General features: G+C 62.0%; 12 protein-coding genes. 2 read left to right on the top strand and 10 right to left on the bottom strand.

Annotated elements, in window-relative coordinates:
* Positions 1 to 32: 32 nt before the first annotated feature.
* Genes KI797_RS01845 through nudF form a run of 6 tightly spaced genes read right to left on the bottom strand, consistent with a single transcriptional unit; the run spans position 33 to position 3,680 of the window.
* Positions 33 to 428: a GFA family protein gene (locus KI797_RS01845; RefSeq protein WP_226171201.1), complete on the bottom strand. Its 396-nt coding sequence runs from the start codon at positions 426 to 428 to the stop codon at positions 33 to 35.
* Positions 429 to 466: 38 nt separating this feature from the next.
* Positions 467 to 1,090, bottom strand: coding sequence for an NUDIX hydrolase (locus KI797_RS01840; RefSeq protein ID WP_226171198.1), 624 nt, complete (start codon positions 1,088 to 1,090; stop codon positions 467 to 469).
* 2 nt (positions 1,091 to 1,092) lie between these two features.
* Positions 1,093 to 1,680: a YqiA/YcfP family alpha/beta fold hydrolase gene (locus KI797_RS01835; RefSeq protein ID WP_218410248.1), complete on the bottom strand. Its 588-nt coding sequence runs from the start codon at positions 1,678 to 1,680 to the stop codon at positions 1,093 to 1,095.
* 13 nt (positions 1,681 to 1,693) lie between these two features.
* The gene (gene cpdA, locus KI797_RS01830) at positions 1,694 to 2,512 is read right to left on the bottom strand and encodes a 3',5'-cyclic-AMP phosphodiesterase (protein WP_226171196.1); all 819 of its coding nucleotides are present in this window, start codon (positions 2,510 to 2,512) and stop codon (positions 1,694 to 1,696) included.
* A 28-nt stretch (positions 2,513 to 2,540) separates the two neighbouring features.
* Positions 2,541 to 2,987 carry a DUF1249 domain-containing protein gene (locus KI797_RS01825; protein WP_041206485.1) on the bottom strand — a complete coding sequence of 149 codons (447 nt, stop codon included), beginning with the start codon at positions 2,985 to 2,987 and terminating at the stop codon, positions 2,541 to 2,543.
* A gap of 51 nt (positions 2,988 to 3,038) precedes the next feature.
* Positions 3,039 to 3,680: an ADP-ribose diphosphatase gene (gene nudF / locus KI797_RS01820; RefSeq protein WP_025325572.1), complete on the bottom strand. Its 642-nt coding sequence runs from the start codon at positions 3,678 to 3,680 to the stop codon at positions 3,039 to 3,041.
* 305 nt (positions 3,681 to 3,985) lie between these two features.
* Between nudF and tolC the strand changes: the two genes are divergently transcribed.
* A complete protein-coding gene (gene tolC / locus KI797_RS01815; protein ID WP_226171193.1) occupies positions 3,986 to 5,311 on the top strand; it encodes an outer membrane channel protein TolC in 1,326 nt (441 codons plus the stop codon).
* Positions 5,312 to 5,410: 99 nt separating this feature from the next.
* On the opposite strand, the gene hldE is transcribed toward tolC, so the two are convergent.
* A complete protein-coding gene (gene hldE / locus KI797_RS01810) occupies positions 5,411 to 6,838 on the bottom strand; it encodes a bifunctional D-glycero-beta-D-manno-heptose-7-phosphate kinase/D-glycero-beta-D-manno-heptose 1-phosphate adenylyltransferase HldE (RefSeq protein WP_226171190.1) in 1,428 nt (475 codons plus the stop codon).
* Positions 6,839 to 7,091: 253 nt separating this feature from the next.
* On the opposite strand from hldE, the gene lpxL reads away from it, so the two are divergent.
* Positions 7,092 to 8,015 (top strand): LpxL/LpxP family Kdo(2)-lipid IV(A) lauroyl/palmitoleoyl acyltransferase, encoded by a 924-nt coding sequence (lpxL, locus tag KI797_RS01805; protein WP_226171188.1) that lies wholly within the window; start codon positions 7,092 to 7,094, stop codon positions 8,013 to 8,015.
* Between the two features lie 134 nt (positions 8,016 to 8,149).
* On the opposite strand, the gene KI797_RS01800 is transcribed toward lpxL, so the two are convergent.
* The 3 genes from KI797_RS01800 to KI797_RS01790 all read right to left on the bottom strand — a co-directional run bounded on the left by KI797_RS01800 (position 8,150) and on the right by KI797_RS01790 (position 11,922).
* Positions 8,150 to 10,129 (bottom strand): bifunctional 2',3'-cyclic-nucleotide 2'-phosphodiesterase/3'-nucleotidase, encoded by a 1,980-nt coding sequence (locus KI797_RS01800; protein WP_226172968.1) that lies wholly within the window; start codon positions 10,127 to 10,129, stop codon positions 8,150 to 8,152.
* Between the two features lie 127 nt (positions 10,130 to 10,256).
* A complete protein-coding gene (lysE, locus tag KI797_RS01795) occupies positions 10,257 to 10,877 on the bottom strand; it encodes an L-lysine exporter (protein ID WP_005324974.1) in 621 nt (206 codons plus the stop codon).
* 262 nt (positions 10,878 to 11,139) lie between these two features.
* Positions 11,140 to 11,922 (bottom strand): LuxR family transcriptional regulator, encoded by a 783-nt coding sequence (locus KI797_RS01790; protein ID WP_005324972.1) that lies wholly within the window; start codon positions 11,920 to 11,922, stop codon positions 11,140 to 11,142.
* Positions 11,923 to 11,942 lie beyond the last annotated feature (20 nt).

The raw sequence follows: 11,942 nt of genomic DNA, 5'->3' as shown, positions 1-11,942 counted from the left end.
CGGGAAAGGGCCGGGCCGGGGCCGGCGTTGCTTTAACGATCGGCGGGATGATTGACCCCGTCCAGCACTGGCACCTCGCCGAGCGCGAACGGATTGACCCCCTCCAGGCAGGCGAGGTTGTAACCATACTCGGCCGGATTGGAGCGGCGCTGATGGTGGGTGTAGATGCCGCAGACGCCGCAGAAGTAGTGCCTGGCGGTATGGGTGTTGAACTGGTAACAGCGAAGCTCGGCCTCTCCCTGCAGGATGCGGATGCCCGAGAGCGGCACCGAGGCGACGATGGCCCCCCGCCGCCGACAGAGCGAGCAGTCACAGCGGCGGGGATCCACCACGCCGTCCGGCAGGCTGAGCTCCAGCACCACGGCGCCGCAATGACAGCTGGCCCTGTGTTTCCCCTGGATGAGGGTGTTGCCGATGCGCTTGATCATATGGCCTCCTTGCCACCGGGCTCAGCGTCCCGGGTGTGTCAGTCAAACAGGGTGTGGCGCCGCCCCTGCCGCACATGGTCGTGCAGGCTGCGCAGCTGGGACTCCACAACCCGGTGACGGGAGAGCTCGGGCAGGGCATCGATGGGGAAATAAGCCGCACCCTGGGTCTCGTCAGTCTCGGTGAGCAGCGATCCGCCCGTCACCTCGCACAGGAAGAAGGCCTTGTGGGCATGGGGCAGTTGCGGCGGATGGGGGTGCTTGAGCTTGTCGAACAAGGCCAGCAGTTGCACGGCCCGGCATTCGAGGCCGGTCTCTTCGCTCACCTCGCGTACCACTGCACCCGCCGGCGAGTCGCCGATGTCGCACCAGCCCCCCGGCAGGGTCCAGAGCCCGTCGCTGCACTCCTGCACCAGCAGCAGCCGGCCCGCGTCATCCTGGATCAACGCCCGCACATCCAGTTTGGGGGTGGGGTAGCCACTATCCAGGGCAATCCACTGGGCGATGGCCTCGGGCGCCAGCTCGCTCTGGCTGACAATGAGGGCGGCAGTGGCCGCTCTCAGCGCCTCGAAGCGGGCGATATCGAAGGGATCGTTGGAGTAGGTGAGTCCGGCCTGGGCCGTGGCCAGCACCTGTTCCAGAAAGGTGGCCAACGGCGGTTGCACGGCTAGAGCCCGAGGAAGTGAATGATCTGAGCCGGATAGCGTTCGAAGCCAACGAAGGCGTGGTTGCCACCGCACTCCAGCGACAAGCGGGCAAACTCGTATTCCCTCAATGCCTTTCGATAGTCGAGCACCTCATCTTCCTGCTGTTGCAGGATCCAGAGCCGTTCGGGGGCGGTTACCGGCACCGCCAGCGCCCGCAGCTCGTCCATGTGGGTTGGCAGCAACTCATAGCGTTCGTCGGTGTAAGGATTGACCTGGGGGCCCAGGTAATCGCAGAGCAGTTCATGGGGGCGCACCGCCGGATTGATCAGGGCCGCGCGGCAGCCATACAACTCACTGACTCTCGTTGCCATGAAGCCGCCGAGGGAGCTGCCCACGGCACCGAGCCTGAGCTGGCCATCATGGCGAGCCCTGGCCTCGGCAATGACACGCTCTATGGCTTCCCAGGCCGCCGCCGGCGTATTGGGCTGGGCCGGGATGAGCACCTCGATGTCGGGCCTGTGTTCGGCGACCCAGGCAGCCATCTGCTGCGCCTTGGCGGAGCCCGGCGAGGAATTGAAACCATGCAGATAAAGGAGAACCGGGGTCATGGTGACGGACTCCTCAATACCCGGTGGCATCGGGGTCAGGCACGAACTGCCCCACCGGCAGACGCCACACCTGGCTGGCAATGCGACCATCCGAATGCAGGGTGAGGTAGCGCCAGCCCGGACCGGACTCGTCCAGGGCGAAACCATCGGACAGCGGCTTGAACTGGATACAGGTGGAGGGGCTGGCGATCAGCCTCACCCCCTGGTGCACCTCGTCAAACTCCTGATGCACATGGCCGAACAAAATGGTTTTCTGCTGGGGGTGGCGGGCCAGCACGGCGAAGAGATCGTCGGCATTCTTGAGATTGTGCTGATCCAGCCAGGCACAGCCCACCGGCACCGCCTGATGGTGCAGGGCGATGAGGGCGTGACGTTCGGGATGCTGACGCAGCGCCTGATCCAGGGCCGCCAGCTGGTGATCGCCGAGCACACCATGGGGTTTGCCGCGCACCTGGGTATCGAGCAGGATCACCTGCCAGTGGTCCCCCACCAGTTGCTTGGCTTCACTGATCCCGGCGGCGTGGAGGTACTCTGTCATCAGGGGGCCGTCGTCGTGGTTGCCGGGCAACCAGTAGATGGGGCGCGCCAGCGGCGCCATCATGGAAGCAAACCGCTGATAAGACTCCGGGCTGTGATCCTGGGAGAGATCCCCGGTGGCGAGGATCAGATCGAACGGATGCGCGTTGGCCTGCACCTGCTCCAGCACGGCAGCCAGGCTCTCTGCGGTGCGCACGGCCAGCAGTCGTCCCTCGGCACTGGCGAAGAGATGGGTATCGGTAATCTGTAACAGGCGCACACTGCCGTCCGGCGCCTGAGGTAGCTCTGTTTCCAAAATCACGCTTCTTTTTTATTGGGTTCGACTAGAGGATGTTGATCAGGCTGGTGCCATGTTTGAGACAAAATCTTAGCCAATCGGCCAGGAATAGATTTACCTGCTCTTTTTCATCCCTGTGATGCATTTTTTTATTGGGATAATCATAACGTGGTTGCAACATTGAAATCTGTTGCGCCGCACACACTTCCGCCATCCGCACGTCGTGATACAAACGAATCTCGATACGAGCCTGCAAGTAGCTCGGCAACTCGGGATTGTGCTGGGCCAGGATCACCTGGCTGGTGAAGCGGCTCTCCTCGGTGACGGTGAGCTGGAACTGCAGGCCGTTGCCTACCTGATAACGGCGTTCGGCCCCCACGGAACCACCGGGAGGCAACAGCTTCATCAGGGCCATGTAATTGACCTCGCAGGTACGCTGCAAGGACATCAAATCAGGTACATAGCGCTTCATCGGGCTCTGGACTAATGGCATATCGCAGCTCCATCAGTCACAACCCGCAGGCAATATTGAACGAACAACACCTTAGCGCCCCGCCAGCCAGCGGGCCTGCAGCTCGCCATGATTGAGGGCCAGCCATTGCAGGGCGATGACGGAGGCGGCATTGTCGATGCGGCCCTCTTTGAGCCAGGCGTAAGCCTGCTCGCGGCTCACCACATGGACCCGGATGTCTTCACCCTCTTCCGCCAGACCGTGGATCCCCGCCGCCTGGCTGGCATCCACCTCCCCCACATAGACCTCGATCCGCTCTGTGCTGCCACCCGGGCTCACCAGATAGCTGATGGCATGCTCGCAGCGACCCACCTCGATGCCCGCCTCTTCCACCGCCTCACGGCGCACCACGGCCTCGGCGGTCTCCCCTTCATCTATGATGCCGGCCACCAGTTCCAGCAACCAGGGAGTCGGGCTGGTCTCGATGGCACCGATGCGGAACTGCTCCACCAGCACTATCTGGTCGCGCACGGGGTCGTAGGGCAGCAGCGCGGCGGCGTGGCCTCGCTCGAACAGCTCGCGGACGATGGGCTCATTCCAGCCGCCGGCAAATAACCTGTGTTGCAGTCGATAGACGTTCACTTTGAAAAAGCCGTTGTATCCCGATGATTTATCGATGATTTTCACATCATCACCGGAATAATGACTGGTTTGAGGCAAGGCTTGCTGTGACATACGAGACTCCTACCAGCTTGACTTGGCTTGGTTTGACCATAATATTCGGGGGCATGAATGAACATTCATTCACTCGCTCTCGCCGACGATGAGGGATGGATTTTAGCAGCCACAGGACATTTGGCTAGGCGCGTTGCCGAGAAAACTCGCCCTGACTCTTGACGTTTCTGTCGCTGGAAAAGAGACAGTTCGCAATGAAATCTGCTTATAGTAGAGTGGTTAAGCTGAAATCAAGCTTGGTCGATGACAATCCCCCCTCATCCAGCGGACAGCTTTGGGTTGATATATAAGGTTAAAACTATCATATGAAAAGAACACTCTTGTCAGTCATGGTGATGCTGGGTGTGAGCAGTGCCGCTCATGCCGAAAACCTGCTCGAAATCTACCAACAAGCCCAAGTCAAGGATACCCAACTGCTGGAATCCAAGGCCAAGCGAGACCAGGCTTTCGAGAGGATCAACGAATCCCGCGCAGCCCTGTTGCCACAGATCAATCTGGGTGCCGGCCTGAACTATCTGCAGAACAAGGACGATACCCAGACCAACAGCGGCGCCACCGGCTCAGTGACACTGGATCAGTCCATCTACCGTCGCAGCAACTGGGTCAACCTGGACCTGACCGAGAAGAGCGCCACCCAGTCCGACGTGAGCTACAACCTCGAGTACCAGAATCTGATGCTGCGTACCGCCCAGGCCTACTTCAATGTGCTCAAGGCGATGGACACCCTGGAATTTGTACGCGCCAACAAGGTCGCGGTGGAGCGTCAACTGGAACAGACTCAGCAGCGCTTCGAAGTGGGCCTGACCGCCATCACCGACGTGCATGAGGCCGAGGCCGAGCGCGATCAGGCGCTGGCAGACGAGATCAATGCCGAGAACACCCTGGACAACAGCTACGAGAGCCTGCGCGAGCTGACCGGCATCGATCATCGCCAGCTGGACGTGCTCAACACCGAGCGTTTCGCCCCGCAGAAGACGCCGTTCAACTCTGACAAGTGGCTGGAGCTGGCACTGGACAAGAACCTGGAGCTGCACAACGCCCGCATCGGCAAGGACATTGCCAAGGAGCAGATCGACCTGGCCAAGACGGGTCACGAGCCGACCCTGGATCTGGGCGCCGGCCTCTCCGCCGGTTACAACGACTACAAGGACGAGATCCGCAACCCCGAGAGCAACAGCAATCAGGGCAATATCGGCCTGAACTTCAACCTGCCGCTCTACACCGGGGGTGCTACCACCTCCCAGGTCAAGCAGGCCCAGTTCAACTACGTGGCTGCCAGCGAGCAGCTGGAGCGCAGCTTCCGTTCGGTGCAGAGCACGGTGCGTTCTTCCTATAACAACGTGAACGCCAGCATCGGCTCGGTGCGTGCCTACGGCCAGTCCGTCATCTCCGCCGACAGCGCCCTCAAGGCAACCGAAGCCGGTTATGAAGTGGGTACCCGCACCATAGTCGACGTGCTGGACGCCACCCGCAAGCTGTACCAGGCCAAGCAGAAGCTCTCCGAGGCCCGCTACAACTACATCCTCAGCATCCTCTCCCTCAAGCAGGCCGCCGGCATACTGGAGCAGAAGGATCTGGAAGACGTGAACCAGGGCCTGATGCCCGCCGCCCAGGTCACCAAGAAGTCCTGAGCCGGATTCACGGCATGAAAAAAGGCGACCCCCGGGTCGCCTTTTTGCTGCCTGATTGCCGACTCCCGAGGGCACCGACAATGGTCACGTTAGTTCGCCTCAGCCGCGCTCGCGAATGGTCTTGATGATGTCGCTGGTGGAGCAGCCATCCTCGAAGTTCAGCACCCGCACCTCGCCGCCGTTGGCGGTCACTTCGGCATAACCGGCGATCTCTTCGGGCTTGTAATCGCCCCCCTTGACCAGCAGGTCCGGCAGGATCTCGGCGATCAGCCGCTGGGGCGTGTCCTCAGCGAAGGGCACCACCCAGTCCACGGCACCCAGCGCCGCCAGCACAGTCATACGGCGCTCGGTGGGGTTGACCGGACGGCCCGGCCCCTTGAGACGACGCACGGACTCATCGGTGTTGACCGCAACGATCAGGCGATCCCCCAGCTTGCCCGCATTGGCGAGGTAGGAGACGTGGCCCGCATGCAGGATGTCGAAGCAGCCGTTGGTCATCACCACCTTCTCGCCGCGCAGGCGGGCGGCCTGCACGGCCACCTTGAGCTGGGCCTCGGACATGACGCCAAAGCCGGTCTCCTGCTCGGTGTAGAGGGCGTTGGCCAGCTCCACCGGGCTCACTGTGGAGGTCCCCAGCTTGCCAACGACGATGCCGGCGGCGGTATTGGCCAAGGCGCAGGCCTCGTCCAGGCTCATGCCGGCGGCAAGGGATGTCGCCAGGGTGGAGATGACGGTGTCACCGGCACCGGTGACGTCATAGACTTCGTGAGCCTGGGCCGGCAGGTGCAGCTCCGGCTGCCCTTCGCGGATCAGGGTCATGCCATTCTCGGAACGGGTCACCAGCAGGGCGTCCAGCTCGAAGCGCTTGACCAGCTCCAGCCCCTTGGCGACCAGCTCCTCTTCGCTCTTCACCTTGCCCACCACGGCCTCGAATTCGGACATGTTGGGGGTCAGCAGGGTGGCACCGCGATACTTCTCGAACTCCGTCCCCTTGGGATCCACCAGCACCGGGATACCGGCGGCGCGGGCGTGGGCAATCATGCCAGGCACGTCGTTCAAGGCGCCCTTGCCGTAGTCGGAGAGGATCATCACGTCGGCCCCTGGCAGCGCCTGCTCCACCTTGCCCATCAGCAGGCTGGCGTCCACGTCGTGGAAGGCCTCTTCGAAATCGAGGCGCAACAGTTGCTGGTTGCGGGACAGCACCCGCAGCTTGGTGATGGTCGGGTAGTCGGTCAGACGAACGAAATCACAGGCGACCTTGACCCCTGCCATCTGGCCGGCCAGGGCATCGGCGGCCTCATCCTGACCGGTCAGCCCGAGCAACACGGCCTGGGCACCCAGGGCTGCGGAGTTCAGGGCCACGTTGGCGGCGCCACCCGGGCGCTCCTCGATGTGCTCGACCTTGACCACGGGCACCGGTGCCTCCGGCGAGATCCGGCCGGTGGGGCCATGCCAATAGCGATCCAACATGACATCGCCAACGACCAGAACGCGGGCTTTCTCAAACTCGGGCAGGGTGATTTTCATCTGTATCGGCTCTCAAAACCTGAAAATTTCAGCGGGCGATTTTATCACACTCTTTTCCAGGACGTGAAAAAAGCACTGCCATGACCACCATGGTGCTCCCCGCCTGACCCCTCTGACCAGGTGATGGCGATTCGCACCCGCCCCCGTTTTTCGGATAGAATCCCCAGATTGCGAGTGACAGCCTATCCACGGGCTCCGATACCCCCGTGTCGGCTGGGCTCCCTTCCTTGCCTTTGTGAACAAGAGACTCTTCATGGCCCAAGAACATGCTCCCCGCCTCGAACCCCGTCTGTTCCATCCCCGTTACTGGGGCAGCTGGTTCGGCCTGTGCCTGCTGTGGCTGCTGGTGCTGCTGCCCTGGCGCAGCCAGATGTGGCTGGGTCGTCAGCTCGGCACCCTGGCCCGCAAGGTACTGACATCCCGCGTCAAGATTGCCCGTCGCAACCTGGAGCTGGCGATGCCCGAGCTCAGCCGGGATCAGCGGGAAACCCTGCTCAAACAGAACTTCGAGAGCGTGGGCTGCGCCATCTTCGAGGTGGGCATGGCCTGGTTCTGGCCGGATTGGCGGATGCGCCGCCTGATGAAGGTGGAGGGGGAAGAGCATGTCATCGACGCCATCGAAAAGGGTCAGGGCATGCTGCTGCTCTCCTGCCACTTCCTCACTCTTGAGCTCAACGCCCGCTGCTTCGGTTTGGTGCGGCCCGGGGTCGGCGTCTATCGCCCCAACACCAATCCGGTGCTGGAGTATGCCCAGTACCACGGTCGCTGCGCCTCCAACAAGTACCTGGTGGATCGCATGGACGTGAAGGGGATGATCAAGGCGCTGCGCAACGGCGACGCCCTCTGGTACGCGCCGGATCACGACTACGGCAGCCACGCCAGCGTCTTCGTGCCCTACTTCGCGGTGGAGCAGGCGGCCACCATCACCGGTACCGCCACCCTGGCCCGGGTCAAGAACACCGTCACCCTGCCCTGCTACAACATCCGCACCCAGGACGGCTACACCCTGCACATAGGGGCGCCGCTGGAAGACTACCCGAGCGGCGACGACCTGGCCGATGCCGCCCGCGCCAACCGAGAGATTGAAGCCGCCGTGCGCAAGGCCCCCGAGCAGTACATGTGGCTGCATCGCCGCTTCAAGACCCGCCCCAACCCTGAAGACGCAGGTTACTACTGAGAGGCATGCATTGCTCCCTCAAGACCCGCTCCGACCCAGAGGAACCCGGTGACTACTGAGATAACCCCCTTCGGTCAGGAATGAAAAAGCCCTCGCAGTGCGAGGGCTTTTGTTATCTGCTTTTCACCACCGAATTACTGGCGGACCAAGCGGTAGATGGCGTAACCGGGGTGCTTGGCGTCATCCATCGGCAGGGTGGACTGGTACGCCAGATCCGCACCGGCCAGGGCCTTGGCCTCCTCACCCGGGGAAGAGTAGAGACGCACGTCAACGCCTGCGGGCAGCGCCTTCATGTGCCAGTTGTTGTTGGCCGCCGGGCTGAAGCCAGCCGGATTCTCCGCAGACTGGGCCTTCAGGTACTGGGCGATGATCTCCCGTGTCTCGGAGGGATCTTCGTGCACTATGTTGCTGCCGTCGATGCCCGGGAAGTGACCGCCACCGCTGGCGCGATAGTTGTTGGTCACCACGTAGAACTTCTGGGCCGGATCCATGGGCTGGCCATTGAAGGTGAGCCCGCTGATGCGCTGACCGTCGCTGACCTTGAGCCCTTCCTTGCTGTAACGGGCCGGCTGGGTGATGTCCACCTCGTAGCTCACCCCGTCGATCACATCGAAGTTGTAGGTGGGGAAGCTTTCGTTCACCAGCCACTGCACCTCTGTCTTGCCGGTGTCGATCCGGTTGAACTGGCCGGCGCTCATCTCCAGCCACTCCTTGACCGTGGCCCCGTTCACCTCGACCACCTGCAGGGTGTTCGGGTAGATGTAGAGGTCGGAGACGTTGCGCAGGGAGATGTTCCCCTGAGCCACATAGGTGAAGTCATTGATACCGTTGCGCCCGCCACGGAAGGGGGCCGCCACCGACAGGATGGGGTAGGGCTCCTTGAGCAGACCGTCTTGTTGCAGTTGCTCGGCGTAGCGGCGCTGGGCATCGCTCACCAGTTGCACCGAAGGGTCGTCCTGCACCAGGGCGAAGAAGCTGTGGATGGGAGAGGTGATCTTGCCAAGGGGCTCGTCCAGCCACTGGTTGGTGGCGTCGTGATCCGCCTGCACCAGATCCACCACCCGCTGATCCACGGCACTGCCTTCGCTGGAGTCGATCTTGCGCAGGCTGGCCTGGCTCTGCTTCACCTGCCACTTGCCATCCACCTGCTCCAGCTTGAGATCGATGATGCCGAGGTGGTTGCCCCAGTAGCCTGGCATCACGGTCGGGATACCGCTCAGGGTACCGGCCTGATTGTCCACCTCTGGCAAGTCAGGGAAATCACCCGGGAAGTTCTTGTGAGCATGACCCAGCATCAGGGCATCTATCCCCTTTACCTTGGCCAGATGCCAGGCGGAGTTCTCCATCATGGCCTCATAGCTGTTGGCGTTGATGCCGGTGTGGGCAACCACTACCACCAGATCGGCCCCCTTGGCACGCAGCTCTGGCACATAGTGGTTGGCGGTCTCGACCATGTCGGCCACCACCACCTTGCCTTCCAGATGGCGTTTGTCCCACTGCAACACCTGTGTCGGCGTCAGACCCAGGATGCCCACCTTGACGGTCTGCAGCTGGCCCTTGTCATCGGTGACCTGGCGCTCCAGCAGCAGGTAGGGGGTGAACTTGTTGCCACTCCAGTCAATCTGTCCCTTGGCGTCGCGCTTGAAGGCGCCCGCCTCGAACACGTTGGCGTTCACATAGGGGAATTCGGCCCCCGACAGCACCTTGCCGAGGTAATCCAGCCCGTAGTTGAACTCGTGGTTGCCGAGGTTGCCCGCGTCATAGTCGAGCTCGTTCATGGCCTTGAACACCGGGTGGGCCTGCTTCTCGAGGTAGCCGGCACCGGACTGCTCGAAGATGTAGTCCGCCAGCGGCGTACCCTGGATCAGGTCACCGTTGTCGAGCAGCAGGTTGTTGGGATTTTCGGCGCGCGCGGCGCGGATCAGCAGGGCGGTACGGGAGAGGCCGAACTTGCGGTCTTCCTTGTTCTGGTAGTAGTCATACCCCAGCACGTTGGAGTGGATGTCGGAGGTCTGGATCAGGCGCAGAGAGACGGTCCCCGGCTGCGCCTTGCTGTCGTTTTCATTGCTGCAGGCAGTTAGCAGCACGATGGCGGCGATGGCCCCCAGCTTCATGGAGTTATTCACTGTATTTTCCCTTTTATTATGAGTAACGCTTTACCAGCGGCGGGAATTTAACAGACGAATATGTCAGCAGATGAAGCCGGGACTCATTTTTATGAAGCACGGCACAAAAATAGCCTTATGAGGCCATCCATGCCCCGCTGGCCAGCTTGACCGCCAGCACCAGCATGATGAGACCGACAACAAGATCAATGGCTTGCTGTACCCGGCCTCGGGCAAGCCAGGGGGAAAGCGCCGCCGCCCCGACCGCCAGCCCGTAAAACCAGACCAGGGAGGCCAGCATGGCTCCGGCCGCGAAGGCGGGCCGCAGATCCTCGGCAAACTGGCTGCCGAAGGAGCCGAGCAGCATCAGGGTATCCAGATAGACGTGGGGGTTGAGCAGGGTCACCCCCAGCGTCATGGCCAGCACGCTCTTGACCCCCATCAGCTGGGGAGAGTCCGCCAGGGCTGCACCCTGCCCGCGCCAGGCACTGCCAAGGGATCGCACCCCGAACCAGCCGAGAAACAGCACGCCGCCCCAGGTCAGCAGCGCCAGCCCGATGGGGCTGGCCGCCAGCAGGTTGGCACCGCCAAACACTCCTATGCCGATCAGCACGAGATCGCACAGGCAGCAGAGGGTCGCCGCCAGCAGATGGTGGTTGCGGTGAATGCCCCGGCTCAGCACGAAGGCGTTCTGGGCACCGATGGGGATGATCATGGCAAGGCCGAGGGTAAAGCCTTGCAGTGTGGTCGCGAACATGGACAAACCTTTGAGTGGGAGATCTGGCCGCACTATAAGGGGAGGCATGAAATCAGAGAAATTCATTCATTTTCTGATGCATTCAAAAAACTGATAAGGCGGGGCAAAAAACAACTTCTGGCAGGCTGTCAATTGCAGGATCTGACAATTGTGGGGCCACAGCCCCGCCCCGAGAATCGGCGGCAGGATTGGACGGCGCAGGACAGCTGTGATGGCGACAGAGGGGATGCCAGGCGACGAGCCGGTGCCGCCGGGCCTGTATTCACTGCAACAGTCTGGGGAAGTTGGTGACCACGACCTGCTCCAGATTCGGCAGCAGGATGCCACTGCTGACCCCCTTGGCGATGGCCTGGTAGCGATTCATCGACCCCGTCTTGCGGGTGACCTGGTTGAGGTGATAGTTCACTGTGCGCTCGGTGATCCCGAGGATGCAGGCGATCTCCCCCGATGTCTTCCCGTCGCTGGCCCAGAACAGGCACTCGGTCTCCCTTTCCGTCAGGGCCTCCTGGGGATCATCTTCCCTCATGCTTTGGCGCACTATCCGGATCGCCGCCTCGAAGATGTAGTTGGACATCCAGGAGAGAATGGGCGAGGACTCGAGCAGCAGGTCGCTGGACGCCCGCTCCCGGGTGATGAACGACAGTATGCCGTTCTCCCCCGCCGCCCCGTGCAGCGGAAACGAGATGCCGTTGCGCAGCCCGAACTCCGCCGCCAGCCCCATCACATCCATGCTCCCCTCTTGCAGGAAGCGCGCCTTCTCGTCCAGCCGGTTCCAGTAGATGGGCAGGGTCTGTGTCCGGGCGAGCTGGATGATGGGATCGCAAGCCAGCATGTTGTTCACCGTGTAGGCCTGCACCCAGGAGTCCGGGCACTGGTTGAACAACACCACCTTGGGCCTTTGCATCGACATGGGCAGGATGAGCGCAAAGCGATAGTAGTCGTAGCCCATTCCCAGGGTGAAGCGGCCGATCAGCTCGGCCAGCCGGTTTCCATCCGTTACCAGCGTGAAATGTTCCAGATACTCAAGCAGTTGGTCGCGTGTCATAGGCTAGCCTCCCCTGGCCA

The sequence above is a fragment of the Aeromonas media genome, from assembly GCF_020423125.1.
Classification (GTDB): Bacteria; Pseudomonadota; Gammaproteobacteria; order Enterobacterales; family Aeromonadaceae; genus Aeromonas; species Aeromonas media.
Note: the sequence above shows the minus strand (reverse complement) of the source record. Positions and strands in the feature narration are given on the sequence as shown.

Excerpts from the sequence above, each read along its gene's own strand:
- KI797_RS01845 (WP_226171201.1), bottom strand. The coding sequence starts at position 428 with ATGATCAAGCGCATCGGCAACACCCTCATCCAGGGGAAACACAGGGCC.
- KI797_RS01835 (WP_218410248.1), bottom strand. The coding sequence starts at position 1,680 with ATGACCCCGGTTCTCCTTTATCTGCATGGTTTCAATTCCTCGCCGGGC.
- nudF (WP_025325572.1), bottom strand. The coding sequence starts at position 3,680 with ATGTCACAGCAAGCCTTGCCTCAAACCAGTCATTATTCCGGTGATGAT.
- lysE (WP_005324974.1), bottom strand. The coding sequence starts at position 10,877 with ATGTTCGCGACCACACTGCAAGGCTTTACCCTCGGCCTTGCCATGATC.
- lpxL (WP_226171188.1), top strand. The coding sequence starts at position 7,092 with ATGGCCCAAGAACATGCTCCCCGCCTCGAACCCCGTCTGTTCCATCCC.
- KI797_RS01800 (WP_226172968.1), bottom strand. The coding sequence starts at position 10,129 with ATGAAGCTGGGGGCCATCGCCGCCATCGTGCTGCTAACTGCCTGCAGC.
- hldE (WP_226171190.1), bottom strand. The coding sequence starts at position 6,838 with ATGAAAATCACCCTGCCCGAGTTTGAGAAAGCCCGCGTTCTGGTCGTT.
- KI797_RS01790 (WP_005324972.1), bottom strand. The coding sequence starts at position 11,922 with ATGACACGCGACCAACTGCTTGAGTATCTGGAACATTTCACGCTGGTA.
- tolC (WP_226171193.1), top strand. The coding sequence starts at position 3,986 with ATGAAAAGAACACTCTTGTCAGTCATGGTGATGCTGGGTGTGAGCAGT.
- KI797_RS01825 (WP_041206485.1), bottom strand. The coding sequence starts at position 2,987 with ATGCCATTAGTCCAGAGCCCGATGAAGCGCTATGTACCTGATTTGATG.